Annotated in this window: 23 protein-coding genes; 16 read left to right on the top strand and 7 right to left on the bottom strand. The window is 58.3% G+C overall.

Annotated elements, in window-relative coordinates:
• Nucleotides 1–128: 128 nt before the first annotated feature.
• Complete coding sequence (locus tag PSJE_RS20925; protein ID WP_090452549.1) at nucleotides 129–3,041, bottom strand: aminotransferase; 2,913 nt, start codon at nucleotides 3,039–3,041, stop codon at nucleotides 129–131.
• Nucleotides 3,042–3,232: 191 nt separating this feature from the next.
• Here PSJE_RS20925 and rfbC point away from each other — a divergent pair, with 191 nt between their 5' ends.
• The 4 genes from rfbC to PSJE_RS20905 all read left to right on the top strand — a co-directional run bounded on the left by rfbC (nucleotide 3,233) and on the right by PSJE_RS20905 (nucleotide 7,567).
• Nucleotides 3,233–3,778, top strand: coding sequence for a dTDP-4-dehydrorhamnose 3,5-epimerase (gene rfbC, locus PSJE_RS20920; protein ID WP_090452547.1), 546 nt, complete (start codon nucleotides 3,233–3,235; stop codon nucleotides 3,776–3,778).
• A 93-nt stretch (nucleotides 3,779–3,871) separates the two neighbouring features.
• Nucleotides 3,872–5,680 (top strand): sensor histidine kinase, encoded by a 1,809-nt coding sequence (locus PSJE_RS20915; protein ID WP_090457724.1) that lies wholly within the window; start codon nucleotides 3,872–3,874, stop codon nucleotides 5,678–5,680.
• Complete coding sequence (locus PSJE_RS20910) at nucleotides 5,677–7,071, top strand: sigma-54-dependent transcriptional regulator (protein ID WP_090452545.1); 1,395 nt, start codon at nucleotides 5,677–5,679, stop codon at nucleotides 7,069–7,071. Before PSJE_RS20915 ends, PSJE_RS20910 begins: the two co-directional genes overlap by 4 nt.
• A 40-nt stretch (nucleotides 7,072–7,111) precedes the next feature.
• A complete protein-coding gene (locus PSJE_RS20905) occupies nucleotides 7,112–7,567 on the top strand; it encodes a YiiD C-terminal domain-containing protein (RefSeq protein ID WP_008003181.1) in 456 nt (151 codons plus the stop codon).
• Between the two features lie 164 nt (nucleotides 7,568–7,731).
• Here PSJE_RS20905 and cysQ read toward each other — a convergent pair whose 3' ends face one another.
• On the bottom strand, nucleotides 7,732–8,559 hold the full coding sequence (gene cysQ, locus PSJE_RS20900; protein ID WP_057712446.1) for a 3'(2'),5'-bisphosphate nucleotidase CysQ: 828 nt from the start codon (nucleotides 8,557–8,559) through the stop codon (nucleotides 7,732–7,734).
• The gene (gene nudE / locus PSJE_RS20895) at nucleotides 8,556–9,122 is read right to left on the bottom strand and encodes an ADP compounds hydrolase NudE (protein WP_090452543.1); all 567 of its coding nucleotides are present in this window, start codon (nucleotides 9,120–9,122) and stop codon (nucleotides 8,556–8,558) included. Before nudE ends, cysQ begins: the two co-directional genes overlap by 4 nt.
• An 88-nt stretch (nucleotides 9,123–9,210) precedes the next feature.
• Between nudE and yrfG the strand changes: the two genes are divergently transcribed.
• Nucleotides 9,211–9,873: a GMP/IMP nucleotidase gene (gene yrfG / locus PSJE_RS20890; protein WP_057712448.1), complete on the top strand. Its 663-nt coding sequence runs from the start codon at nucleotides 9,211–9,213 to the stop codon at nucleotides 9,871–9,873.
• A 127-nt stretch (nucleotides 9,874–10,000) separates the two neighbouring features.
• Here the strand turns inward: yrfG and lysM are convergent, their stop codons facing one another.
• Nucleotides 10,001–10,441 carry a peptidoglycan-binding protein LysM gene (gene lysM, locus PSJE_RS20885; protein ID WP_007972838.1) on the bottom strand — a complete coding sequence of 147 codons (441 nt, stop codon included), beginning with the start codon at nucleotides 10,439–10,441 and terminating at the stop codon, nucleotides 10,001–10,003.
• A 128-nt stretch (nucleotides 10,442–10,569) separates the two neighbouring features.
• Between lysM and PSJE_RS20880 the strand changes: the two genes are divergently transcribed.
• The 4 genes from PSJE_RS20880 (at nucleotide 10,570) to PSJE_RS20865 (ending at nucleotide 15,580) form a co-directional block, all read left to right on the top strand.
• A complete protein-coding gene (locus PSJE_RS20880) occupies nucleotides 10,570–11,457 on the top strand; it encodes a LysR family transcriptional regulator (protein ID WP_057712450.1) in 888 nt (295 codons plus the stop codon).
• Nucleotides 11,458–11,549: 92 nt separating this feature from the next.
• On the top strand, nucleotides 11,550–12,389 hold the full coding sequence (fdhD, locus tag PSJE_RS20875) for a formate dehydrogenase accessory sulfurtransferase FdhD (RefSeq protein WP_090452541.1): 840 nt from the start codon (nucleotides 11,550–11,552) through the stop codon (nucleotides 12,387–12,389).
• Nucleotides 12,386–14,734, top strand: a complete 2,349-nt coding sequence (locus PSJE_RS20870; protein WP_090452539.1) for an FdhF/YdeP family oxidoreductase — start codon at nucleotides 12,386–12,388, stop codon at nucleotides 14,732–14,734. Before fdhD ends, PSJE_RS20870 begins: the two co-directional genes overlap by 4 nt.
• 354 nt (nucleotides 14,735–15,088) lie before the next feature.
• Entirely contained in the window at nucleotides 15,089–15,580 is a 492-nt protein-coding gene (locus PSJE_RS20865) for a glycine zipper domain-containing protein (protein ID WP_057712453.1), read from the top strand.
• Between the two features lie 66 nt (nucleotides 15,581–15,646).
• On the opposite strand, the gene PSJE_RS20860 is transcribed toward PSJE_RS20865, so the two are convergent.
• The 3 genes from PSJE_RS20860 to PSJE_RS20845 form a co-directional block, all read right to left on the bottom strand.
• On the bottom strand, nucleotides 15,647–16,069 hold the full coding sequence (locus PSJE_RS20860; RefSeq protein WP_007972849.1) for an acyl-CoA thioesterase: 423 nt from the start codon (nucleotides 16,067–16,069) through the stop codon (nucleotides 15,647–15,649).
• 175 nt (nucleotides 16,070–16,244) lie between these two features.
• Nucleotides 16,245–17,471 carry a 3-hydroxyacyl-CoA dehydrogenase gene (locus PSJE_RS20855; RefSeq protein WP_090452537.1) on the bottom strand — a complete coding sequence of 409 codons (1,227 nt, stop codon included), beginning with the start codon at nucleotides 17,469–17,471 and terminating at the stop codon, nucleotides 16,245–16,247.
• 229 nt (nucleotides 17,472–17,700) lie between these two features.
• The gene (locus PSJE_RS20845; protein ID WP_090452533.1) at nucleotides 17,701–19,635 is read right to left on the bottom strand and encodes a RecQ family ATP-dependent DNA helicase; all 1,935 of its coding nucleotides are present in this window, start codon (nucleotides 19,633–19,635) and stop codon (nucleotides 17,701–17,703) included.
• A gap of 448 nt (nucleotides 19,636–20,083) precedes the next feature.
• Between PSJE_RS20845 and PSJE_RS20840 the strand changes: the two genes are divergently transcribed.
• The 7 genes from PSJE_RS20840 (at nucleotide 20,084) to PSJE_RS20810 (ending at nucleotide 25,912) form a co-directional block, all read left to right on the top strand.
• On the top strand, nucleotides 20,084–20,374 hold the full coding sequence (locus PSJE_RS20840; RefSeq protein WP_057712457.1) for a hypothetical protein: 291 nt from the start codon (nucleotides 20,084–20,086) through the stop codon (nucleotides 20,372–20,374).
• Nucleotides 20,375–20,414: 40 nt separating this feature from the next.
• Complete coding sequence (locus PSJE_RS20835) at nucleotides 20,415–20,606, top strand: antitoxin PaaA2 family protein (protein WP_223508473.1); 192 nt, start codon at nucleotides 20,415–20,417, stop codon at nucleotides 20,604–20,606.
• A gap of 333 nt (nucleotides 20,607–20,939) precedes the next feature.
• Nucleotides 20,940–21,236: a hypothetical protein gene (locus PSJE_RS20830; protein WP_090452530.1), complete on the top strand. Its 297-nt coding sequence runs from the start codon at nucleotides 20,940–20,942 to the stop codon at nucleotides 21,234–21,236.
• Between the two features lie 113 nt (nucleotides 21,237–21,349).
• Nucleotides 21,350–21,703, top strand: a complete 354-nt coding sequence (locus PSJE_RS20825; protein ID WP_090452528.1) for a DUF1493 family protein — start codon at nucleotides 21,350–21,352, stop codon at nucleotides 21,701–21,703.
• Between the two features lie 43 nt (nucleotides 21,704–21,746).
• The gene (locus PSJE_RS20820) at nucleotides 21,747–22,601 is read left to right on the top strand and encodes a DMT family transporter (protein ID WP_090457723.1); all 855 of its coding nucleotides are present in this window, start codon (nucleotides 21,747–21,749) and stop codon (nucleotides 22,599–22,601) included.
• A gap of 301 nt (nucleotides 22,602–22,902) precedes the next feature.
• A complete protein-coding gene (locus PSJE_RS20815; RefSeq protein ID WP_090452526.1) occupies nucleotides 22,903–24,111 on the top strand; it encodes a hypothetical protein in 1,209 nt (402 codons plus the stop codon).
• Complete coding sequence (locus PSJE_RS20810; RefSeq protein ID WP_090452524.1) at nucleotides 24,104–25,912, top strand: ATP-binding protein; 1,809 nt, start codon at nucleotides 24,104–24,106, stop codon at nucleotides 25,910–25,912. The genes PSJE_RS20815 and PSJE_RS20810 overlap by 8 nt, the downstream gene beginning before the upstream one ends.
• Nucleotides 25,913–25,957: the final 45 nt, after the last annotated feature.

Below are 25,957 nucleotides of genomic sequence, written 5' to 3'. Positions count from 1 at the left end.
CCGTGGGCTGTGGCGACTTTATATCCGATAAATATCGGCTTTTAAAGCACCTTACATCCACCGTTACAAAAACAATCGATTAAAAGCCGATATCAATCGAACTAAAATTCTTCCACAGGGGGATGTGTTTACAGCCCTTCTGCGAGCACCTTCGACAGCATGTCCACGAAGAAATCCACGCTCTGGCGCGAAGTGACCATCGGCGGCTTGATCTTGAGGATGTTCAGGTAATCGCCGGTCGGTTGCATGAAGATCCCCAGCTCACGCAAGCGATCGCACAGTGCGGTGGTTTCTTCGGTGGCCGGCTCCAGGGTTTCGCGGTTGCGGATCAACTCGACGCCCAGGTAGAAACCGGAACCGTGCACCGCGCCCACTAACGGATGAATATCGATCAACGCTTCGAGTCGCTCCTTGAAGTGCCCGCCAACGACCTGGGCGTTCTCCCAGAGTTTTTCCTCTTGCATCACATCCAGCACGGCCATGCCGACCTGGCAACTGACCGGGCTGCCGCCGGCGGAAGAGAAGAAATAACCCTCGGCCTCCAGCGCCTCGGCAATCTCCCGGCGGGTGATGACCGCGCCCAGTGGCTGGCCGTTGCCCATGCCCTTGGCCATGGTGATGATGTCCGGCACGACGCCCTGCTCTTCGAAGCCCCAGAAGAAATCGCCCATGCGCCCGTAGCCGACCTGCACTTCGTCGGCGATGCACACACCGCCCCTGGCCCGGACCATGGCATAGACTTGTTTCAAATAACCTGGTGGCAGCGAGATACCGCCGGCATTGCCGTACACCGGTTCGCAGATGAAACCGGCCAGTTGGCGTTTCTGCTCGGCGATTTTCGCCAGGTTGTGTTCGACGCTGCGTACATAATCCGGCGCACTGTCTGGGCCACGGAACTCACCGCGATAGGTGTTTGGCGCGGTCACCGGGTGCACCCAGTCCGGGCGGCTGCTCAAGGCCTTGGGATTGTCAGCGATCGAGGTCGACACCGAATCCGCGCCCACCGTCCAGCCGTGATAGGCCTCCAGCACGCTGAGCATGTCGCGACCGCCGCTGTAGGCCCACGCCAGGCGAATCGCCAGGTCGTTGGCCTCGCTGCCGCTGTTGACCAGGAACACCCGGTCCATGCCGTCAGGGGACAGCTTCAACAAACGTTCGGAGAACTCGGCCACGGCTGCGTAGTTGAAGCGCGAGTTGGTATTGAGCAACGACCACTGGCGGCTGGCGACTGCCGCCATGCGTGGATGGCCGTGGCCCAATACCGCTACGTTGTTGAGCATGTCGAGGTAGGAGCGGCCCTGCATGTCGATCAAATGGTTGCGCCAGCCGCGTTCGATGCGCGGTGGATCAACGTAATAGTGTTTTTGTGTGCGGGCGAAGCTGGCATCGCGCCGGGCCAGCAAGGTCGCTCCGTCGAGCTCGGCTTCGGCATCACAGGCCAGCCCCAGCAGCGCCGCAGGTGACGGGCACAACGCCTGCCAGGCGGCGGCGCGCGATGGCGTGCAGAACAACGGCGCATCGATCGACGCGCCACGGCACAACTGCACGATCAATGGCCCGCTGACCGAACCCAGCACTTGGCCTTTGACCAGGGCCGCGCCGCTGTGCAGCGACGGCGTGACACCCCATAGCCGCACACTCAGTTGCGGGCCATCCAGTTGCAGCACGCCCGCCGATGGCTGGTGCACCACCCCGGCAAACGGCGCTTCGACCGCCGTGCCTTGAGGCACACGCAACTCGACGTGCAGCGGGCACGTGTCCGGTTCAGCGGCGCTGTCCGGGCGGGTGTGGGACAGGCGGTATTGCCCGTAACGACTGGCCGCCAGGCCATGTGCCGCGGCCGCTTCATCCAGCAGGCGCTGATCGACACCCTCCTGCTCCCAGTTCCCGGCCTCGAAATGCGGGCTGAGCACACCGAGGTCGATCAAGGCGAACTCACGCCCGACCAGGCTCGGTAACAGCGGCGCGAAGCCTTCGCTGCCGATGATGGGCAGGTTCTGGCCGACGGCGGTGAGGATCGCTGCTTCCATCAGCGCCAACGGCACCGACGTGGCCACACGGAAGATTTCCCATTCATGGACAAGGTTGTCGCGGCTGTAGGCATTGCCCGGATCTATGCTGACCTGCTGTTCGCCGCTGAGCACCAACACCGCCGCGCGGGCGACGATCAGCGGCCACAACGCCAGCAGCTCTTCGTGTTGCAACGGGTTGACCGCGTGATACGCCTGGATTGCCGGCAAAATGCAGAACGGATCGCCCTCGCCATGATGCAGCAGCGCGGCACAGGTCACCGACAGATCGGTAATGCGCCAGGTGCGCACCAGGTCGCCGAAATCGATCACGCCTTGCAGCTGCCAATGGCGCTGCGCATCGCGCTGCCACACCACGTTGTCATCGGTGATGTCCATGTGAATGGCCTGCACCGGCAGTTTGTCCTGCAGTGGCTGCAAATGCCGCTCGGCTTGCCCGGACGCTTCGACGATCAGTTTGCGCTGGGCTTCATCCTTGATCACCGGCAGCAAATGCGCGATCAGGGCGTGGGCATGGCGGGCGTCCCATTGCAGGGTTCGCACCAGCCCCGGATGATCGAAATCCGCCAGGGCCAGGTCCATTTCACCGCACAGGCGGCCGAAGCCGGACACCACCGTCGGGTTGAAATGGCCCAGGCTCGTCAGTGGCTGGCCTTCGATGTAGTCGAGCAAGCGCACGTGCACCGCCTGGCCACCCACGTCCAGCGACAGCAGGTCTGCACCGTTTTTCGCCTCGATAACACGCGGCACCTGTACATCGGGGTGCTCCCCCAGATGCTTGAGCCCGGCATGTTGTGCCTGAAGCTCCAGTACCGAGTAGTCGCCACGGCAGATTTTCAAGACGAAACGTCCCTGCTCGCTGTCGACGCGGTAGTTCAGGTCTTGTTGGCTGCCAAGGGCCTGCAACCTGCCGCTGAACCCGTAATATTCTTCCAGCAGCTCTAGCGCTTGCTCCGCAGACACCTGCGGGCTGGGCAAACTGGCGCGATGAATCAACGTGGCGAGCGGCATACAACAACCCCTGAAATTTTATTAGGCGCCTATATCGCCACTGGTTCGGGCGATACGCAACCCCCCAGGAACCGGTAATGGTCATTTGCAGGGGCTGGAACAGGCCGGTAGATTTTTACTTGAGCACTCGCCCCGGTCGGCGCTTTGCGCAAGAATGGCGGCCATTAAACGCACGATGCTGGAGAGCCGCCATGAATGTAGTGACCACCGACCTGCCCGGTGTTCTGATCCTCGAACCCAAGGTCTTTGGTGACGAACGTGGTTTCTTCTATGAGAGCTTCAACGCCAGGGCTTTCAAAGAGGCCACCGGACTGGACACTGAATTCGTTCAAGACAACCACTCCCGTTCGCAGAAGGGCGTGCTGCGCGGTCTGCATTACCAACTGGAAAATACCCAGGGAAAACTGGTTCGCGTCACGGTCGGTGAAGTGCTGGACGTCGCCGTAGACATCCGTCGCAGCTCACCGCACTTCGGTAAATGGGTCGCTGTGCGCCTGTCTGCCGACAATCATCGCCAACTCTGGGTTCCGGAAGGTTTCGCCCACGGGTTCGTGGTCTTGAGCGAGTTTGCCGAGTTCCTTTACAAAACCACCGACTACTACACGCCCTCCGCCGAGCGCAGCATTCGCTGGGATGACCCGGACCTGGCCATCGACTGGCAACTGCAAGGCACGCCGCAGCTGTCGGCGAAAGATCAGGCCGGGGTATTTTTCAAGGATGCCGACGTCTTTGCCTGAAAGGTCGACTGAAGCTCGCCGATCAAGATGCAGCTGACCCAAGGCGGGCAAGCCTAGGCATAATGCGCCTGTACCCACAGGCGCATGCTGCTCATGAAACCGACCCTCCCTCCCAGACCCCGTTGGCGCAGCCTGGCCCTGCTGGCACTGTGCCTGGCGCCGCTACTGTGGCCGCTGGAACATCTCGCCGAGCGTTACTACCGCAGCGAGCTGGCCAGTCAGAATCGTCAGACCCTCGACCTCTACGTCGCCAACCTGCTGGGTACCCTGCATCGCTATGAAGTGTTGCCGCAGATCCTCGGCGACCTGCCGGCCCTGCGCGCCGTGCTCGGCGCACCGGACGATGGCGTCACCCAAGGCAACGCCAACCGCCTGCTGAAAAACATCGCCGCCCAGACCGGTGCCGAAGTCATGTACCTGATGGACACCACCGGCAAGACCCTGGCCGCCTCCAACTGGGACAAACACGACAGTTTCGTCGGGCGCAATTTTTCCTTCCGGCCGTATTTCAGCGAAGCCATGGCCGGGCGGCTCGGGCGCTTTTTCGGCCTGGGCACGACCTCTGCCAAGCGCGGTTACTTCTTCGCCGCTGGCGTGCGCGACGGTGAAAAAATCGTGGGTGTGCTGGTGGTCAAGGTCGACCTCGACCACACCGAAAGCCTGTGGGGCAAAACCCCGGAACAACTGCTGCTGACCGACCACAACGGCGTCGTCATTCTCACCTCGCGACCGGAGTGGCGATTCCGCTCGACCCGCCCGTTGAGCGAGGACGAAAGCAAGGCCATCACTGCGATCCAGCCCTATCCAACCCGCGATCCAAAACCGCTGAAGCTCAACCCGGACGCCTGGCTGACCCAGACCCAGCAGATCGCCGAAACCGGCTGGGACGTCAGCATCCTCGCCCCGCGCACCTTGATCGACCGCCCGGTACGTACGGTGGTGGCCATCGGTGGCGCAGCGTTGCTGGTGTTGATGCTGCTGCTCGGCCTGATGATGCAGCGCCGCCGCCATTACCTCGAGCGCATTGCTTTCGAAGCCAAGGCCCGCCGCGAACTGGAAGGCCGGGTTGCCGAGCGCACCAGCGATCTCGAAGGCCTGAACCGGCGCCTGAAACAGGAAGTGCTGGAACGCGAACAGGCCCAGCAGGAGCTGGTACGCGCCCAGGATGATCTGGTGCAGGCCGGCAAATTGTCGGCACTGGGCACCATGTCGGCGAGCATCAGCCACGAACTCAATCAGCCGCTGGCAGCGATTCGCAGCTACGCGGAAAACGCCGAAGTGTTGCTCGATCACCAGCGCACCGACGATGCCCGTGGCAACCTCAAGCTGATCAGCGAATTGACCGGTCGCATGGCCTCGATCATCGCCCACCTGCGCGCCTTTGCCCGGCGCGACCGGCATGCCCCGGAAAGCGTCGCCCTGCAACCGGCGCTGGACGATGCCCTGGCCTTGCTGGCCAAGCGTCGACGCAGCATGGAAGTCGAGCTGATCCGCGACTTGCCCGCCGCCACCCTGTGGGTCGAAGCCGGGGAAACCCGCCTGCGCCAGGTACTCGGCAATCTGCTGGCCAACGCCCTGGATGCCCTGACGGAAAAAGGCCCGCCACGTAAACTCTGGCTCAGTGCCCAATCCACGGCCGATGGCGTCAACCTGTACATTCGCGACAACGGCCCCGGCTTTTGCATGGAAGCCCTCGGGCGCGCCAGCGAGCCGTTCTACACCACCAAGACCCGCACCCAGGGCCTCGGTTTGGGGCTGGCGATTTGCGAAACCCTGATGCGCGCCTTCGGCGGTGAACTGTCGTTCGCCAACCACAAGGAGGGCGGCGCCCTGATTACCCTGAAGCTGCGCGCAGGCGCACCGGGCGTGAGCCTGCAACCGTCCGAGGACCGAAGTGCATGACCATCGACAACCGCATTCAGGTCGTGTTGATCGACGACGACCCTCATTTGCGCCAGGCCTTGAGCCAGACGCTGGATCTGGCCGGCCTGAAAATCCTGCCGCTGGCCGAAGCCAAGGGCCTGGCCGCGCAACTTGAACGTGATTGGCCAGGGGTGGTGGTCAGTGACATCCGCATGCCCGGCATGGACGGTCTTGAGCTGTTGACCGAACTGCACGCCCAGGACCCTGAGCTACCGGTGCTGTTGATCACCGGCCATGGCGATGTGCCGCTGGCGGTGCAGGCCATGCGCGCCGGAGCCTATGACTTTCTGGAGAAACCCTTCGCCAGCGACGCCCTGCTCGAAAGCGTGCGCCGCGCATTGGCCCTGCGCCAGCTGGTGCTGGACAACCGCAGCCTGCGATTGGCCTTGAGCGACCGCAACGAGCTAAGCACGCGGCTGGTTGGCCACTCACCTTCGATGCTGCGCCTGCGCGAGCAGATCGGTGCCCTGGCGGCAACCAGGGCCGACGTGCTGATCCTCGGCGAAACCGGCGCCGGCAAAGAAGTCGTGGCCCGGGCGCTGCACGATTTATCCAGCCGTCGCAACGGTCCGTTCGTGGCGATCAACGCCGGTGCACTGGCCGAATCAGTGGTCGAAAGCGAGTTGTTCGGCCACGAGCCCGGCGCCTTCACCGGCGCGCAGAAACGCCGCATCGGCAAGTTCGAATTCGCCAATGGCGGCACGCTGTTCCTCGATGAAATCGAAAGCATGAGCCTGGATGTGCAGGTCAAATTGCTGCGTTTGCTGCAAGAGCGGGTAGTCGAACGCCTGGGTGGCAATCAACTGATCCCGCTGGACATCCGCATCATCGCCGCCACCAAGGAAGACCTGCGCCAGGCAGCGGATCAAGGGCGTTTCCGTGCCGACCTGTATTACCGCCTGAACGTTGCGCCGCTGCGGATTCCACCGCTGCGCGAACGGGGCGAAGATGCGCTGATGCTGTTCCAGTATTTTGCCGATGAAGCCAGTGCCCGCCACGGCTTACCGCCCCACGAACTGCAACCGGGGCAACGTGCCTTGCTGCTGCGCCACACCTGGCCCGGCAACGTGCGCGAGCTGCAAAATGCGGCAGAACGTTTTGCCCTCGGGCTGGAACTGGCCCTCGACAACAGCACGCCGGAAGGCAGCGCTGGCAACAGGGTCGAAGTCGTCGACGGCGGTTTGAGCGAGCAAGTGGAGAACTTCGAAAAAACACTCATCGCCGCCGAACTGGCACGTTCGCACAGCTCCGTGCGCAGCGTCGCCGAAGCCCTCGGCATTCCGCGCAAGACCCTGCACGACAAACTGCGCAAGCACGGTCTGAGTTTCGCCGACAGTGGCGCCTCGGCCCACCCTGACGATCTCGATTGAGCTACCGTCCAATCATCCACTTCAAGCGAGAGGCCCCTGAATGAGCCGCGACAGTCGACAACTGGAATCCGTTCTCCATCACGACATTCCCCTCACCAGGGACATGGGCCTCAAAGTGCTCGACTGGCATGACCAGCAACTGCGCCTGCACTTGCCGCTGGAAGCCAACGTCAACCACAAGAGCACCATGTTCGGCGGCAGCCTGTATTGCGGCGCGGTCCTGGCCGGTTGGGGCTGGCTGCATTTGCGCCTCAAGGAAGAAGGCATTACCGACGGGCACATCGTGATTCAGGAAGGGCAGATCAGCTATCCGCTGCCGGTGACGGGGGATGCCAACGCCATTTGCCAGGCGCCGGACCCGGTGATCTGGAAGAAATTCCTGACCACCTTCCAGCGATACAGCCGAGCTCGGTTGACGCTGCATACACGGGTGGTCAACGAAGGTCGTGATGAAGATGCGGTGAGGTTTGTCGGACAGTACGTGCTGCACCGGTGAACCGGTTGACACAACACTTGTGGCGAGGGGGCTTGCCCCCGTTGGGCTGCGCAGCGGCCCCAAACCCGACCATTGCGCATTTTCAGCTAAATCTCTTTGCCTGATTGGCGACTGCTGTGCAGTCGAACGGGGGCAAGCCCCCTCGCCACAAAGTAAAGGTGAGCTCAGGACCGTGCCAATTCCAGCAGTTTCTCCCGCCAGGCCGCCTTCGCCGGCAATGCCAGGAAGAACGCATTCAACAGCGACGCCCGCGCCGGATAGCTGAACGGCTCGCCGCTCAATTCCAGCACTTCCCCGCCCGCACCTTCCAACACACCTTGCGCCGCCGCCGTGTCCCACTGGGAAGTCGGTGCCAGGCGCGGATAGCAATCCGCCGCCCCTTCGGCCAGCAGGCAAAACTTCAGCGAACTGCCGATATTGGCCAGTTGCAGCTCGCCAAGGCTGGCGCTCAACCCGGCCAGCAATCGCTCTTGCTCCGGACTCGAATGACGACGGCTGGCCACCACGGTGAACGACTCGCCGGGCGCTAACGCATCACGCACCTTGATCGCCACGGGCGTGCCACCTTTATCGCCACGCCAGGCGCCGAGTCCCGCACCACCGACGTAAAAACGCCCGTTGGTCGGCATCGACACCACACCGAACACCACCCGACCGTTTTCGATCAGGGCGATGTTGACGGTGAACTCTTCGCTGCCGCTGATGAACTCCTTGGTGCCATCCAGCGGATCGACCAGCCACCAGCGCTGCCATCCGGCCCGCACGTCTTGGGGAATGTTGGCGTCTTCCTCGGAAAGCACCGGGATGCTCGGATCAAGCGCCGTCAACCCGGCCAGAATCAAGTGGTGCGCAGCCAGGTCGGCAGCGGTCACCGGCGAATCATCAGCCTTCGCCGTGACGGCCGTGCCTGTGCGCCAGAACGGCAGGATCGCCTCACCGGCCTGCAAGGCCAGCTCAATGACCGGCGCCATCAACGGATGCGGGAAATTCATGGCTGGAACGCTCCGCGCTGAGTCAACAGGTCTCGGGCCAGGTACAGCGCCGCCAAGGCGCGGCCTTCGGTAAATTGCGGGTTTTGCGCCAGCGCCGAGAGCTCACGCAGATTGACCCTGTCCACCCGCATCGGCTCTGGCTCGTCGCCTTCCAGACGCTCTTCGTAGAGGTCGGTAGCCAGCACTACTTGGATCTTCTGGCTCATGTAGCCGGGGGACAGCGACAACTCGGTCAGGTGCTCCAGTTGCCGCGCGCCAAAACCGGCCTCTTCCTTGAGCTCGCGCTCGGCCGCCGCCAGCACGTCTTCGCCCGGCTCGATCAAACCCTTGGGCAATGACATTTCATATTCATCCGTGCCGCCGCAATACTCCTCGACCAGCACCGCATGCTCGGCGTCGAGCATCGCCACGATCATCACCGCGCCGTACCCGGCACCCTTGCCGACCAGGCGTTCATACGTGCGCTCCACGCCATTGGAAAAGCGCAGCTTCAGCTCTTCCACGCAGAACAATCGACTGGTGGCGACAATTTCGCGGGCGAGTATGGTGGGTTTCTGGCGCATGCAAAGCTCCTTGGCGTGAACGCGCTACTATAACGCGGCTTTCCCGATTGTTTACGCCAGAAATCTTTCTACTGCCCGAGACGTTGCCATGCCTTCATTACCCTGGTCCGACATCGATACCGTTCTGCTGGACATGGACGGCACGCTGCTGGACCTGCATTTCGACAACCACTTCTGGATGGAGCACCTGCCCCAGCGCTACGCCGAACTGCACGGGGTCAGCCGGGCCATGGCCGAGATGGAATTGCAGCCGTTGTTCGAGCGCAATGCCGGCCAGTTGCAGTGGTACTGCCTGGACTTCTGGAGCGCCGAACTGAAACTGTCGGTGCGCGACCTGAAACTGGAAACCGCGCATCTGATAGCCCTGCGCCCGGATGCCGACACCTTTCTGTCGGCGATCAAACGGGCCGGCAAGCGCGTGGTGCTGATCACCAATGCCCATCGGGACGCGCTGTCGTTGAAGCTGGAAAAAATCGAACTGGCACCCTACTTCGAGCGCTTGATCAGCTCCCATGACTACGGCTTTCCCAAGGAAAATCCGCAGTTCTGGGATGCGCTGCAAGCCGATATCGATTTCGATCCGGCGCGCAGCCTGTTCATTGACGACACCCTGCCGATCCTGCGCAGTGCACGGGACTTTGGCGTGGCGCATTTGCTGGCAGTGCGAGAGCCGGATAGCCGCAAGGGACCGAAGGATACGGCGGAGTTCGCGGCGGTTGGGGATTATCGGGATTTGATTGCAGGGCTCTAGACCGAGTTGCCTGCTATCGCGAGCAAGCTCGCTCCCACAGGATCTGCGTCGTTCGCAATCTTCGTGATCGACTCAGGTCCTGTGGGAGCGTGGCTTGCCCGCGATGGCCATCACGCGGTTTGACGACTTACTCAGGAATCCGCAATGACTGCCCCGGATAGATCTTGTCCGGGTGCGACAGCATCGGTTTGTTGGCTTCGAAAATCTTGTTGTACTTGTTGGCATCGCCGTACACGCGCTTAGAAATCGCGCTGAGGGTATCGCCCTTCACCACTGTGACAAACACTGCCGCCTTCACCACCGGTCCAGTCACGGTGATCTGATCATCCACGCTGCCCACCCCGGCGATGTTGCCCACCGCCAGCAGGATCTTTTCCTTCTCTTCCTGGCTGGCGACTTCACCGGTCACCGTGACCTTGTCGCCATCGACCGTCGCCTGCACATTCGGGTTGCCCAGGCCGACCTTGCTGATGTGCTCCTTCAACTGCTCACTGGCGTTGGCGTTACCTGGCGTCAGCAAATCCAGCAATTTTTCGCCTGCTTCCTTCACAAAGCTCAAAAGACTCATGGTGCACTCTCCTTGGGTTTCGGGTTCCAGACATCAGAGCCTAGACCACGGTCGTCACCTACGAATCCAACCCGACCAATGACCCCGCTTGCGATAGAATCCGCACCTTCCCAACCCTTGGAGCGCAGATGGACATCAAGCAGCTGAAATTCCTCATCGCGCTCGACGAAACTCGCCATTTCGGCCAGGCCGCCGCACGCTGCCACATCACCCAGCCGACCCTGTCCATGCGCCTGCGCAGCCTCGAAGAAGAACTCGACCTGCCACTGGTCAATCGCGGCCAACGCTTCGAAGGTTTCACCGCACCGGGCGAACGGGTGCTGGCCTGGGCGCGCACCGTCCTGGCGGCCTATGACGGCTTGTACGCTGAGGCGGCCGCCTGTCGCGGCAATCTGGTCGGCACCTTGCGCCTTGGCGTAGTGCCGTTGTCGAGCTTCGATCCGCTGCCACTGATGCAACGCTTGCACGCCGAACACCCGAACCTGCGCTTCGAACTCTCGGCCCTGAGTTCCGAACAGATCCTTGAGCAACTGGCGAACAATCGCCTGGATCTCGGCGTGTCATACCTGGAACGCCTGGATGCCGAACACTTCGACTCTCTGGCCTTCAGCGAAACCCGCATGGGTCTGCTCTACGATCAACGCTTCTTCACCTTTGGCGAAGCGCCATTGAGTTGGGAATCGTTGATCGAACTGCCGCTGGGCATGCTCACCAGTGGCATGCACTTTCGCCAGTCCATCGACCATAACTTCCACAGCCGTGGCTTGACCCCGCAGCCGTTGTTGCAGACCGATGCCGTGCACCAACTGTTACAAGCCGTGCACGGCGGCTTGTGTTGCGCCGTGATGCCATTGGACGGCGGCCTCGAAGGCCTGACCGAGCATTTGCGCCTGCAGCCGATCGAGAACGCCCAGACCCTTGGCCGCCTGGGGCTGATCATGCGTCGCAGCGCACCGCGCTCGGCGCTGGCAGAAGCCTGTTTTGCCCTCTATCAGCAATCGCTGATTGGCGGTTGATCGACGGCATCTATCGGCAGATCAGTATTAGCGATTAGACGCGACAAGTTGCCGCGCCTAGTCTTAAAGCTGATCAAACCGTCGGTGATGCCATGAACACCAAGCGCCCTGCATGCGCGGCGCCTGCCCTCGAAACGCCCGCGCCCGCCGCAAGCCAGACGTACAGCTATAGCAATCTCGAATACTCCGAATCGGCCAGCACCGCGCTGGCAGAGGAAGTCGCGCTGGCGATTGCCTTCAACGGCATCAGCCAGGCGGTCATGCTGGTCACGCCCACGGACCTGGAAGATTTCATCGTCGGCTTCAGCCTGGGCAGCGGCATCATCCAGGACGCCACGGACATCTACGACCTGCAACTCAGCGGCTCGGGGTCAGCGCAATACGCGCAAGTGACCATCGCCAACCGCGCGTTCTGGAACCTCAAGCAGCAGCGCCGACAACTGGCCGGTACCAGCGGATGCGGGTTATGCGGCGTGGAAGCGGTCGAGCAGGCGTTGCCGGACCTTCAGGTATTGCCCGGCACCCCGTTGCCGCCGGTCGAATGGCTTGATGGCCTGCGCGAACGCATCGGTGCCTTCCAGCCGCTGGGCCAGCATTGCGGTGCGGTGCATGCCGCAGTGTTCATGAACAACAAAGGTGAGTTGTTGCTGGGCCGCGAAGACATCGGCCGGCACAACGCCCTCGACAAACTGATCGGCGGATTGATCCGCCAGAAAATCCCCACCGCTGGCGGGCTGGCGATTGTCACCAGCCGCTGCAGCCTCGAATTGATCCAGAAAGTATTGCGCGCCGGCATCCAGACCCTGGTCAGCCTGTCGTCGCCCACGGGCCTTGCCGTGCAATGGGCCCGTCGCCACAACCTCAATCTCATCCATCTGCCACAGAAGAATGCGCCGCGGGTCTACAGCCCAACGTTGGAGAATCAAGCGTGAGTCAACACCGTCAAGCCGACCAGAAACCCGTCCCTCGCTTCAAGCCCTACAAAGGCCCGGCCGGCGGCTGGGGGGCACTGATCAGCGTGGCCCAGGCCTGGTTGACCAGCGACAACGCGCTGAAGAACCTGCGCATCATGCTCAAGACCAACCAGAACGGTGGCTTCGACTGCCCGGGTTGCGCCTGGGGCGATTCTCCGGAAAAGGGCATGGTGATGTTCTGCGAGAACGGCGCCAAGGCGGTGAACTGGGAAGCGACCAAACGCCGTGTCGATGCCAAATTCTTCGCCAAACACAGCGTCACTTCTCTGCTGGAACAAAGTGACTATTGGCTCGAATACCAGGGCCGCCTGACCGAGCCGATGAGCTACGACGCCGAGACTGATCGCTACAAGCCGATCAGTTGGGACGACGCATTCGCCCTGATCGCCAGGCATCTGAACGGCCTGTCGAGCCCCGATCAGGCCGAGTTCTACACCTCGGGCCGGGCCAGTAACGAAGCGGCGTACCTCTATCAGCTGTTCGTGCGCGCCTACGGCACCAACAACTTCCCCGACTGCTCGAACATGTGCCACGAGGCCAGCGGTGTCGCGTTGTCGCAAAGCGTCGGGGTCGGCAAAGGCACCGTGACCTTCGACGACTTCGAACACGCCGATGCAATTTTCGTCTGGGGTCAGAACCCCGGCACCAACCACCCACGGATGCTCGAACCACTGCGCGAAGCGGTGAAACGCGGCGCTCAAGTGGTGTGCATCAACCCGCTCAAGGAGCGGGGCCTGGAGCGCTTCCAGCATCCACAGCACCCGATCGAAATGCTGATAAACGGCTCCGAGCCGACCAACACCGCGTTCTTCCGCCCGGCCCTGGGCGGCGACATGGCGATCATGCGCGGCATGGCGAAATTCCTCCTGCTGTGGGAGCGCGACGCGCAGAAAACCGGCGACCCGGCGGTGTTCGACCACGACTTCCTCAACGAGCACAGCGTCAACGTGCTGGATTACCTGGCCGTCATCGACGACACCCCGTGGGAGCAGATCGTCGAGCAGTCCGGCCTGAGCCTGGTAGAAATCGAGCAAGCGGCGCGCATGTACGTCAAGGGCAAGAACGTCATCATGTGCTGGGCCATGGGCATCACCCAGCATCGTCATTCGGTGGCGACCATCCAGGAAATCGCCAACCTGATGCTGCTGCGCGGCAACATCGGCCGGCCGGGTGCAGGCCTGTGCCCGGTGCGTGGCCACAGCAACGTGCAGGGTGACCGGACCATGGGCATCAACGAACGCCCTCCTGTCGCGTTCCTCGATGCCCTGGAGCGTCGCTTCCAGTTCAAGGTGCCACGCGACAACGGCCACAACGTGGTCGAAGCGATTCATGCGATGGCTGAAGGCCGGGCTAAAGTCTTCATCGGCCTGGGCGGCAACTTCGCCCAGGCCACGCCGGACAGCCCGCGCACGTTCCAGGCCCTGCAAAACTGCGACCTGACCGTGCAGATCAGCACCAAGCTCAACCGCAGCCATTTGACCCACGGCAAGGACGCGCTGATCCTGCCGTGCCTGGGCCGCACCGACATCGATATCCAGACCCAAGGCCCGCAAGCGATAACCGTCGAAGACTCGTTCAGCATGGTCCACGCCTCCAATGGCCAGCTGCAGGCGCTGTCGAACCAGATGCGCTCGGAACCAGCGATCCTGGCCGGCATCGCCGCCGCGACCCTGGGCAGCCACCCGGTGGACTGGAACTGGCTGGTGGCCGACTACAGCCGCATCCGCGATCTGATCGCCGAGACCATTCCCGGCTTCAAGGACTTCAACGAGAAGATCAAGAACCCTGGCGGTTTCTACCTGGGCAACAGTGCCGGCGCACGCAAGTGGAACACCGCTTCGGGCCGGGCCAATTTCCGCTCGAACGCGCTGCCCAAAGACCTGGTGCACGAACGCACCCGCGCCACCGGAGTACTGCCGGACCTGATCATGCAATCGATGCGTTCCCACGATCAGTACAACACCACTATCTATGGCCTCAACGACCGTTATCGCGGTGTGAAGGGTCAGCGGGATGTGTTGTTCGTCAACGAAGCCGACCTCATTCGCCTGGGCTTCAAGCCGGGGCAAAAGGCGGACATCGTTTCGCTCTGGGACGATGGCGTTGAACGTCGGGTAAAAGGTTTCACGCTGCTGGCGTTTGATATCCCGGCCGGGCAAGCGGCGGCCTACTATCCGGAAGTGAACCCGTTGGTGCCGCTGGAAAGCACCGGCGATGACAGCCATACGCCGACGTCGAAATTCGTGGCGATCCGGTTGGAAGCGGCGAGTGAGACCGGGTTGATCATGGCCAGGTCGGCGTAACACGTTGTCTGAACTGGCCCCATCGCGAGCAAGCTCGCTCCCACAGTTTTTTTCTGCTGTTCACATAATCTGCGTTCGACTGAAATCCCTGTGGGAGCGAGCTTGCTCGCGATGAGGCCAGACCAATGACCAAAAAATCCGGATCCAGCACTTTCCAATCGCCCACAAAAAAGGCCGTTTCCTCATGAAAACGGCCTTTGCGAAGTAGTAAAAGACCGGCAAAAAAACGTTAAGTTCCGTCCAAAAAACAGTAACTTGCAATATTGTATACAAGTCGTGTTATTCGTCGGATTTCGATTGTCACGCCCATTCCAGAGCCTCAGGATCGCGCCGTCATCCCCTTGAGGTTCCTCCATGAAGTTCTCCTCGATTCTCTTGTTGTCCCTTGGCCTGGTCAGCGGTATCGCATCTGCTGGCGGCACCACCGAAGCCGGTGTAGGCGGCGCATTGGGCGGGGTTCTAGGCTCGGTCGTCGGTCAGTCGTTAGGCGGCAGCACAGGTTCCACCATCGGCGCGGCCCTGGGTGGCGCGGGTGGTAGCGCCGTCGGCGCAAACAAACACAGCCGTGGCGAAGCCGCCCTTGGCGGTGCGTTGGGCGCAGCAGGCGGTAACGTGGTCGGCCGCAGCATGGGCGGCACCACCGGTAGCCTGATCGGCGCCGCAGCAGGCGGCGGTGCCGGTGGCGCGCTGGGTAACTACATGGGCAAAGAGTACGATCATGATGACGACGACGATCGTCGTTCGTATCGCGGTCATGGTGATCGTCGTTACTACCGTGACGGCCATCCGGGCCGTGGTCATGCCTATGGCCATCGCAAGAAGCACCACAAGTACTACCGCGACTAAGGCCTCGAGCGCCTCGCTGGTAAGTACAACAAAAATCGCAGCCCAAGGGCTGCGATTTTTTTTGCCTTACTGAACCACCAGACGCTCCAGCGCCCCGCGCAACCCTGCAGGAATCGCCACAGGTTGATTCGACGCACGATCGACAAACACATGCACGAAGCGCCCCGCCGCGCAGGCCTCGTCTTCCCCTTGCTTGAACACGGCCAGTTCGTATTGCACCGAGCTGTTGCCCAACTTGCCCACCCGCAGACCGATCTCGATGCGGTCCGGGAAAGCAATGGAAGCAAAGTAATCACAGGAGGAGCTCACCACGAACCCCACCACCTCACCGTCATGGATATCCAGGCCGCCGACTTCGATCAGGTAAGTGTTCACCGCCGTATCGAAGAAGCTGTAGTAGGTAACGTTGTTGACGTGACCGTAAGCGTCGTTGTCGTGCCAGCGGGTGGTGATGGGCTGGAAGTGGGGGTAGTCGGTGCGTTGAGGCATCAGCGTTGATTCCTGGAGTGGGTTCGCCAGTCTAAGGCGAAAACCGCGTTATCGTTCTTCGCGAGCAAGCCCGCTCCCACATTGGATATCGGTTGTACACAAAATCTGTGTTCACCGAAGATCAAATGTGGGAGCGGGCTTGCTCGCGAAGGCGCCCTTGCAGGCGCCGCATCAATCACTTGTCAGCGAAGCCTTTACCAGCCGCCGCCAGCTCCCCAATCACCCGCGCCGGATTCCAGTGATCACCCTGACGCGTCTCAAGGTCGATCAAGCGCCGGTGAATGTCCGCCAACCCTTGCTGATCCGCCCAGGCCATCGGCCCGCCCTTGTCCGCCGGGAAACCGTATCCGTTGAGGTAGACCAGATCGATATCGTGAGCCGACCCGGCGATGCCTTCCTGAAGGATCTTCGCGCCTTCGTTGACCAGTGCCAGCAAGCAGCGCTCGAGAATCTCCTCCGGGCCAATCTCGCGACGGTGGAACCCCAACCTTTTGCTGACTTCCAGCACCAGCGCATCCACCTGCGGATCATGTTCGGCCTGGCGACTGCCCGGCTCATAGTGGTAATAGCCATTACCACTCTTCTGACCAAAGCGCCCCATCTCGCACAGTCGGTTATCCACCTGAACCTCTGGCGCGTCCTGCCCGACACCCGACAGTTGCCGGGCGCGCCATTGCAGGTCGACGCCCACCACGTCGAACATGCGGAACGGCCCCATGGCAAAACCGAAGGCTTGCAGCGCTGCGTCCACCTGGTAGGGATAAGCGCCTTCGAGCAGCATTTTTCGCGCTTCGAGCACATAGGTATTGAGCATGCGGTTGCCGATGAAACCGTCGCAATTGCCCGACACCACACTGACCTTGCCCATGCGTTGGCCGAGCGCCAGTGCCGCGTCGAGCACCGCCGGTGCAGTCTGCGCGCCACGGACGATTTCCAGCAGTTTCATGATATGCGCCGGGCTGAAGAAGTGCAGGCCCAGCACTTGCTGCGGCCGGCGTGTGACCGCGGCGATGGCATCGATGTCCAGCGCCGAAGTATTGCTGGCCAGAATCGCCTCAGGTTTGAGCAGGCCATCGAGCTCGCGGAAAATTTTCTGCTTGAGCTCAAGGTTTTCGTACACCGCTTCGATGACCAGGTCGACGTCGCGGATGGCCACATAACCATCCGCCGCCGTAACGCGCGCGACACGGGCATCGGCGTCGCCCTGATCAATGCGGCCCTGACGCACGCTGTGGGCATAGGTGTCCGCCACGGTGACCAGCGCTTGCTCCAGCATTTGCGGATTGTTGTCGACCCACTGTACGGCCACCCCGGCGTTGGCCAGGCACATGACAATGCCACGGCCCATGGTGCCCGCGCCGATGACGGCGGCGCGCTGAATATTCGACGGTGTCTGGCTCATGTTTTGTTCTCTTGTTGGCGATCCGAAGACAGCCACCACCATAGTCAGCCACCGGCTTTTTTTGAAATTTATTCCTGTGATGAGCAACATTCAGCGGATGGATGTAGCCCTGCCAGGCACTGAGTTCCCTGTGGGAGCGAGCTTGCTCGCGATGGCGGTGTGTCAGTCGCCATCAATGTTGAATGTGCCAGCCTCATCGCGAGCAAGCTCGCTCCCACAGGGTTTTGGTTCAGCCGGCAAGATGTTGCTCTGCCCAACTGCGCACCCCGGCATACGGATAATCTTCCAGCGCCGCAAACCCGGGAATCGACCGCGCCTTGAGCTTGGTGAACAACGGCACGCTGATCCCGCACAGAAACCGTGTTACGCGTTCAGCCGAGGGCACGTTGCCCGTGTGCTGCTCATGCCTGTGGATAAAACCGCCACACAGCGCCTCGAAATTCTTATCCACAAGCGCCGGCAACTCCGGTGGTGCCGGTAGCCGCGCCACTTGCCCATGACACACCGAACAATGTCCGCATTGCTGCGGGGCATTGTGGTCGCCGAAATACTCGGCCAGGCGATTACCCAGGCAACGGTCGGTGGCGAACAAGTCCAGCATCGCGTGAATCCGTGCGACCTCGGTGCGCTCATGCCGAGTGAAATAGCCGTGCAGTTCCTCGCTCAACGCGACGTTGTCGAACCCGCTTTGCAGCACGCTGTAGACCTCGGTCATCTGCTTGCTTTCGAGCTCCACCCAGCCTTTTTCCTGGAAGTAATCCAGCGCCTTGACTACCCGACTGCGCTCGGCCTGATGCTGCTCGTACAGCGCCTCGAAATTCACCGTGGCCCAGGTCCGGGCGCGGCTGGAGGTCTGGATGATCGCAGCGACAAAATCCCTGCGCTCGCCTTCGAAACGCGCCAATAGCACCTCGGGCTCCTGCACATACTTGAACCGGTACTCGGCGTAGTACGCGTAGCGCGGGGCGATCAACCCGCGCAATTCGAGTTGCACCAGCAAGGTCTTGAGCGGCAACTGGCGAATATTGCTCTGGTCTGCCAACGGCCCCAGCAGAAACTCCCACTGCCCTTCGGTGGCGGCGGCATGCATCTCGTCAAGCACGCAACGGATGCCATCCAGCTCGGGTGTGTCGCCGTAGACGAAGTTCTCCAGCACGTTGAGGCTGTCGCGGTTGGCCAACACCAGGCAGTCCGACGACTGCCCGTCACGCCCGGCGCGGCCGATTTCCTGGCTGTAGTTTTCGATGGATTTGGGCAGGTCGAAATGCACCACGTTGCGGATGTCGCTTTTGTCGATGCCCATGCCGAAAGCGATGGTGGCGACGATGCAATTGGACTGCCCGCCCATGAAGCGACGCTGGATCGCTTCCCGTTGCTCATGGGGCAACCCGGCGTGATAAGCCTCGGCCTGAATGCCGTTGCGGTTCAGGTGTTCGGCGATGTGCTCAGCGGTTTTCTGCAAAGTGACATAGACGATGCTCGGCTGGTCCGGACGCTGGCTCATCCATTCGACCAGGCGTCGGCGCTTGTCCGCTCCGCGAACCGGCTCCACCAGCAAATTGAGGTTCGGGCGATAGAAACCGGTGGTCACCACATCGTCGGCGGCGATGGCGAATTTCGCCTGCATGTCAGCGATGACCTTGGGCGTCGCCGTTGCGGTCAACAGCAACACCTGCGGGATGTTGAACTGGCGTTGATAGTCGGGAAGCTTGAGGTAGTCCGGGCGAAAGTTATGCCCCCATTCGGAAATGCAGTGCGCCTCGTCCACCACCAGCAGCGAGATCGGTACTTGCTGCAAAAAATGCCGGAAGCGCTCGTTCTTCAGGCGCTCCACGGAGATCATCAAAATCTTCAGTTCGCCGGATTTTGCCCGGGCCATGACGTCGCTGGCGTCATCGCGGCTCTGAGCCGAATCGATACTGCCCGCCGAGATGCCGTGGCGTTGCAGGAACGCCAGTTGATCCTGCATCAACGCCAGCAAGGGTGAGACCACCAGTGTCAGGTGCGGCAGCAACAACGCCGGTAATTGGTAGCAAAGGGATTTGCCGGAACCGGTGGGGAAAATCGCTGCCGCCGAGCGCCCGGCCAGCACGGCACTGACGGCCGCCTCCTGACCGGGTCGAAATTGTGGATAACCGAAAACCTGTTCCAGGGTGTTGTGCATAAGCTGTCACTCCGTTGACTGCTGCGGAGTCAAAAGCCTAGCCGGCGATCGCAGCGAGTCGAGAAAAGGTCGGGGGCAAAAACGATACCGGATGATACAGCGGATGGCTGGAAGGGCTTGAGATCGCTTTCGCGAGCCTGCTCGCGAAGAGGCCAGCACACCCACCGCAAAACTCGAAACACCCGACAGCGTCCAAAGCCCTCTCTGCCGATACTTGCTAAACAGCGACTGATAAGCCCGTAGGCATTTTTACCGGCAGCGGCTACGGCGCACAAACCTCCGAAAATGTGTAAGCCTTTTCCTCGGAACACGATAAATACCCTACAACGCCTGTCCATTTCAGCCATCTTGTCCTGCAACGCCAGGTCCTCCTATAGTTTCCGGCGCGGCTGAAAACAGTGTCTCGGCCTGCCGGGAACACTTGCCGATTTCGCACAGGACCCACTCGATGAAAAAAGCCGACACGCCGACAGCCCGCTATCACCCGCTCAAGAGCCGCTACAGCGAAACCCCAGTGCTGGTCATCGATACCGAGGCCGACCCCTACGAGATCCTCGACGCCGCCCGACAACGCATACGCGCCGCCAGCGACCTGCTCGAAACCCTTTATTGCACGTGTTTCAAACAGGCCGAAGCGAGCGACATCCCCAAGATCGTCGGCGCCCTGTACCTGCTGACCCAGGACGGCAACGACCTGCTCGACATCGCCCGGCAGCGCTTGCCGAAATTCACCGACTGAAGCCCCACCACAACCTCCTGTGGGAGCGAGCTTGCTCGCGATGAACGATAACGCGGTGAGCCTGATGAAAAACAAAATACCCGATACCCAAGAACCGCTCGAACAAGCAGCCTACGACGCATGGTTCAAAGCCCAAGTAAAAGCCGGCCTCGATGATCTCCGTCCCAGCATTCCAGATGAAGAAGCCAAACGCTTGATGGCAATCAAACGCGAAAAATTGCGCAGGCGATAAGTCCGTCAGCAACGCCCTATCAAAGCTTCGGCCCAGTCCTACAAAAGAAGACACCTTGTCGCCTATCGCATCTAACAACGAAATTTTACTGTCTCCCCATCGCTGCAAAATCAGCGATCAGGTTTGGTCACCTGAGAACAACGCACACATGTGTGCCATCATTCGCGCCGCGGACATCTATGTTCTCGTAGTGCATTGCTATGGCGGCTGTGTGCGGGACGCCTTCGGGCGAGCCGAGTTGTTGTTCTCGGTTGACCAAGCCTGCGCACAGTCCGCCCCCCATCGTTTGGTCACGGTGCTGGCGGTTACTTAACAACAAACCGAGTAATTCACATGCAAACTCTGAATCCGTTTCCAAATCGATACCGCTCACTCCAAACCAACCTCACCGATTCCCCGCCCCTGATCATCGACACAGAGGCCAACCCGCAAGACATCCTAGAAGCCGCCCTCCAGCGCATCCGGGCCTCCAGCGACCTGCTGCAAACCCTGCACTGCCAATGCTTCAAACACGGCGACCTCGAAGATATTCCACACATCACCCACGCCCTCTACCTACTGACCCAGGACGGCTGCGACCTGCTCAAGGTTGCCCAGCAACGCATGCTCAACTGGAAAGCTCCCGCCTGACGCTGAATGAAGATCGCTCCTACGCACTGCGCAGGAGCCATCAACTCAGCCGGCCCTTCCTCTCAAGTCCAACGATCAATAAGATCCGTTCAGGCCCAACCGGATCTCCCCCAATGAACCTCGCCCCCAACTTCCCCGACGACCACTCCATGCAGCAACTCATGCAGCTGCTGCACGAAGAAATAGGCCTGCCCGAACGCAAAACCATCAGCCTTGCCACCTCGATCAATTTCGACCTTGGTTGCAACGGTGCCGATGCCCGGCACTTGATCGAATGCCTGGAAGACCACTTCGCCATCGATTTCGTGGATTTCGACAGCTATCGCTACTTCCAGCCCGACGGCTACGATGTGTTTCTCAAGCGTAAAGCCAAGGGGCGCGGCGAGAAGGTGCCGTTGACCATCAACATGCTCTACCGGGCCATCAAGGCCCAACGCTGGGACACGCAGGAGCTTGAAGACTTGTAGCGTGTGCGGCGCATAACGATAAGGACATCGCGTGGACGTACTGATGGGGTTGTTGGCCGCCTTGCTTTGGGGCGGCACGGATTTTCTGGTGGGCTTGAACGCCCGTGCGGTGGGCGTCAAGCGCGCCGTTTATTTCGGTCAGGCACTGGGCTTTTCCATCATGAGCCTGCTGCTGATCGCCTTCCCCGTGTTCATTCTCCGGTCGATGTCAGCACCGCTTGATGTCTGGTTGATCGGCGTCGCTGCCGCTGTGCTGACCGTGTCCGGCGCGCTGGCCTTGTCCAAGGCCTTCGCCCTGGGTAAAGCCTCTATCGTGGCGCCGCTGGTGACCTCTTACGGCGTGGTGACCACGTTGCTGTCCTGGGCCGGCGGTGAGCAGATCAATCTGCTCCAATTGCTGTGTATCGCGCTGTGCGTCATTGGCGTGATCCTCTCCAGCATTCATTCCGACCCGAAAATCCCACACACCACTCAGAACAGCAGTTCCATTGCCTACGCGCTGCTGGCGGCAGTGTTCTACGGCATCAGTTTCTGGCTGCAAGGTCGTTTTGTACTGCCGATACTTGGACCGGTGACGATGCTCTGGCTCGCGTATCTGGTTGGGCTGATTGTGCTGGTGGTGATCGTGGTGCGGATCGACGACGGCCTGAAAATCCCGCCGCTGAAAAACTGCCTGACACTGACGGGTGCAAGCCTGATGAACCTCGGTGGGTTTTCATCATTTGCCTGGGGTGCGGTGGCAGGCTCGGTTTCGGTGGTGACGGTGATCAGCACGTTATCAGGCGGGATTGCGGCGATACTGGGGTATGTGTTTTTCAAGGAACGGTTGGCGAAGGTGCAGGTGCTGGGGGTTGTGCTGGTGCTGGCCGGGGCGTTTGTCTTACACCTGAAGACCTGAAACGACGCGCACAAAAAAGCCGTCATGACGGGTAGTTTTTTTCAGCAGATAGTTCGAAGATGATGGCACAGCGACAGTAGAGCATGCTGCACTTTGCGCTCCCTGCTTAAACGCGCACAAGAAGCCCCTCTGGAAGAGGTACGTCATGAAAACCATGGATATGGAAAACCTTGCACATATCACTAGTTTAACCACATTAATGCCCACTCCTTCGCTCGTCCGAGCGCTCCTGGCAGCGCTCGGCTCTCTGCAAATTTTTTTAAGAATAAACTGCATCCCTCTGACAAAAGAGAGTTTATAAATGACTCGTGTCGCTGATAGCACCATTAAAGGTTTCCTTTATCAATTCAACAAAACATTAATTGAAATATTAGACTCTGAGCCAGACAAAGAAATAACAATTGAAGGCGTGATCGAAGATATAGACATCACATCTAATACTGGAGAGGTAACAGCTATACAGTGCAAGTATCACGAGTCCGCCTCTAGTTTTACAACCAGTCTAATTTACAAGCCTTTACTTCAGATGGCAGAAGCATATTCAAAATCCCCCACGACAAAAATAAAATATAAAATATTTATACATGTTCCTAGCGAAGCGGGCTCGGTCAGAAAAATCACACAAACCGAAATTGATGCTGCCCTATCAACTCAAGATGTTAATTACTTAAAAATTGTACAACGAATTTCACAACCATTCTGCTCATCGACATTTGCAAAGTTGGTTGATTTAGAATTCGGACCATCTTTAGATACAATTGAAGACATAGCTAAAGAAAAGCTAGACTTACTAAAAATCAAGTCCTCGGACACCTCATGCATTCTTTACCCAAACGCCATCAGTCAAATAGCAAAAAAATCAAGCCTCACAGACGAAGCACATAGAAAAACAACAAAACTAGAAATTGAAAAGTTTCTTTCAGGCGTAACCAACACTGTAATCACCAAGTGGACACTAGCACTAAAAAACAAAAAAGAAATACTTCAATCGATGCGCAAACAGCTTAAGTCAAATTTAAATACGAACTCACAGAGTCGATACTTTTACTTCGAACAAAACAGCATCAACGACTTCTCAAACAACATTGTCACATTCATTAGTAATTTCATTTCAATATACCATTGCAAACCATCGCATATAAAAACGCCTTTATTCGCAATAGACTGCAATCGAGGAACCATCGAAGACTTGGCGTTTCGACTGTACAAAAAAGGCATAAAATCAAATACAGGACTAATTGGAAACAACTTCATACCTGAAGAATTTTACAAAGAGCCACTACTTAAAAAATCAAGTAACAGAATTGAGGAAAGAGAGTTTCACGTGAGGCTACTCGCTCTAACTGACTATCCAAATGTACTAGCTCACAAAAAGAGCGATGAGTTTTTCTTTATTTGCAATGCAATACCAACTAATGTCGATACGAGCGATACTAACGTACATTTAGTAGGCGCAAACAATTTCAACGAACTTGAATATGTCATGTATCTGAGGGAAACCTATGAGTAACTTAGGCCACGTCGTATCCAGCTCTCCAACATCCATTGTTATCGAAATAAATGGATTGGAAGATTTTGAAAAATTCAAAGCAGATCTTCAGGTAGGGAAATTCTTAAAGATTGAAGATGGCAACCATAACTTTGCGATCGCCTCAATCAAAAACATAAGCGGCCAACAACTTGAAAAGGATGGAAAACCAGAATGGAAGTTCATAATTGAGGCCTCTCCGTCTGGCGCACTTATGAAAGATGACAATGAAAAATATGTGTTCAGTCGTGGTGTTCAGGTTCTGCCGGTTCCTACAGAAAAAGTCCATATTTTTGACACAGCCGATCTTGACATAATCTTTTCAAAAGTCGGAAATTACAACTATAAAGTAGGATCTCTTTCAAATAACAAATCTATCGACTTCCATGTTGATGGCGACAAATTTTTTGGGAAACATATCGGTATTGTAGGCTCAACAGGATCCGGAAAATCATGCACTGTAGCGAGAATACTTCATAATGCAGTAGGCATTGATAACGACATCAATGAAAATTGTGAAGCTCAAAAAAACTCGCACATAATTATATTTGACATGCATTCCGAGTATGCATCAGCCTTCACAATGCATGAATCTCAAAAATTCAACCTTAACTCATTAAATGTCGACGGCCTCAAACTGCCATACTGGCTAATGAACTCGGAAGAACTTGAATCACTATTCATAGAAGGCAGTGAACAAGGGGCCCACAATCAAATTTCGCAATTCAAGAAAGCAGTAATACTAAACAAAGAAAAATACAACACCAACCTCAACTCTATAACCTACGACACCCCAGTTTACTTCAGCATCACAGAAGTATTTAACTATATAAACAACAAGAACAACCTTACGACATTCGAAAAAGATGGAAAAACTTATCTCGCCACACTTAACACAACGAAGCAAGAGTACTGTGAGGACTGCCTTTGGAATGAAATTTCCTTTGAGCAGTCCTCTGGAAACTCCAAACACCCCACAATAGGAGAAAAAGTTTCTAAAGACGGCGGATTCAATGGGGAGTTTGATAGATTCGTTTCAAGATTGGAGACAAAGCTTAATGACAAGAGACTAGAGTTTCTGCTCAAACCAACAAAACCTAGCGGAGATGAATACGAAACAAAAGACTTCGAAGAAATTCTTAAGCAATTTCTTGGTTACTTAGATAAATCAAACGTCACGATTGTGGACTTAAGTGGCGTCCCATTCGAAGTGCTAAGTATAACGGTAAGCCTGATTTCAAGACTCGTATTTGACTTTGCCTTTCATTATTCAAAATTAAAACATAAAGTAAATGAAACAAACAACGTCCCGTTCATGATTGTTTGCGAAGAAGCTCACAATTACATACCTCGATCCAACAACTCTGACTTCAAAGCGTCAAAGAAATCTATTGAGAGAATAGCTAAGGAAGGGCGCAAATACGGGTTAAGTTTAATGGTTGTTAGTCAGCGACCTTCAGAGGTTTCAGATACAATATTCTCTCAGTGCAGCAACTTTATATCCCTAAGACTCACCAATACTATAGACCAAGGCTATATCAAAGCATTACTCCCCGACAGCGCAAATGGATTAGTAGACCTTCTTCCGAGCCTGGCTCAAGGTGAAGCTTTAATCGTTGGCGACGCAGTACTTATGCCAAGCCTCGTTCGCTTGGAGAAACCACGTCCGGAGCCTAAATCTGCAAGTGTAAATGTCTTCACCGAGTGGAACACCCACTGGCAAGAGGTTGCGTTCACCACAGTGATAGAGCGCTGGAGAAAACAAGACACTACTTCCACTTGATATCAGCGAACACAAAAAAGCCGCCCCGAGGGGCGGCTTTTTCGT

Source organism: Pseudomonas jessenii (genome assembly GCF_002236115.1).
Taxonomy (GTDB): Bacteria; Pseudomonadota; Gammaproteobacteria; order Pseudomonadales; family Pseudomonadaceae; genus Aquipseudomonas; species Aquipseudomonas jessenii.
Note: the sequence above shows the minus strand (reverse complement) of the source record. Positions and strands in the feature narration are given on the sequence as shown.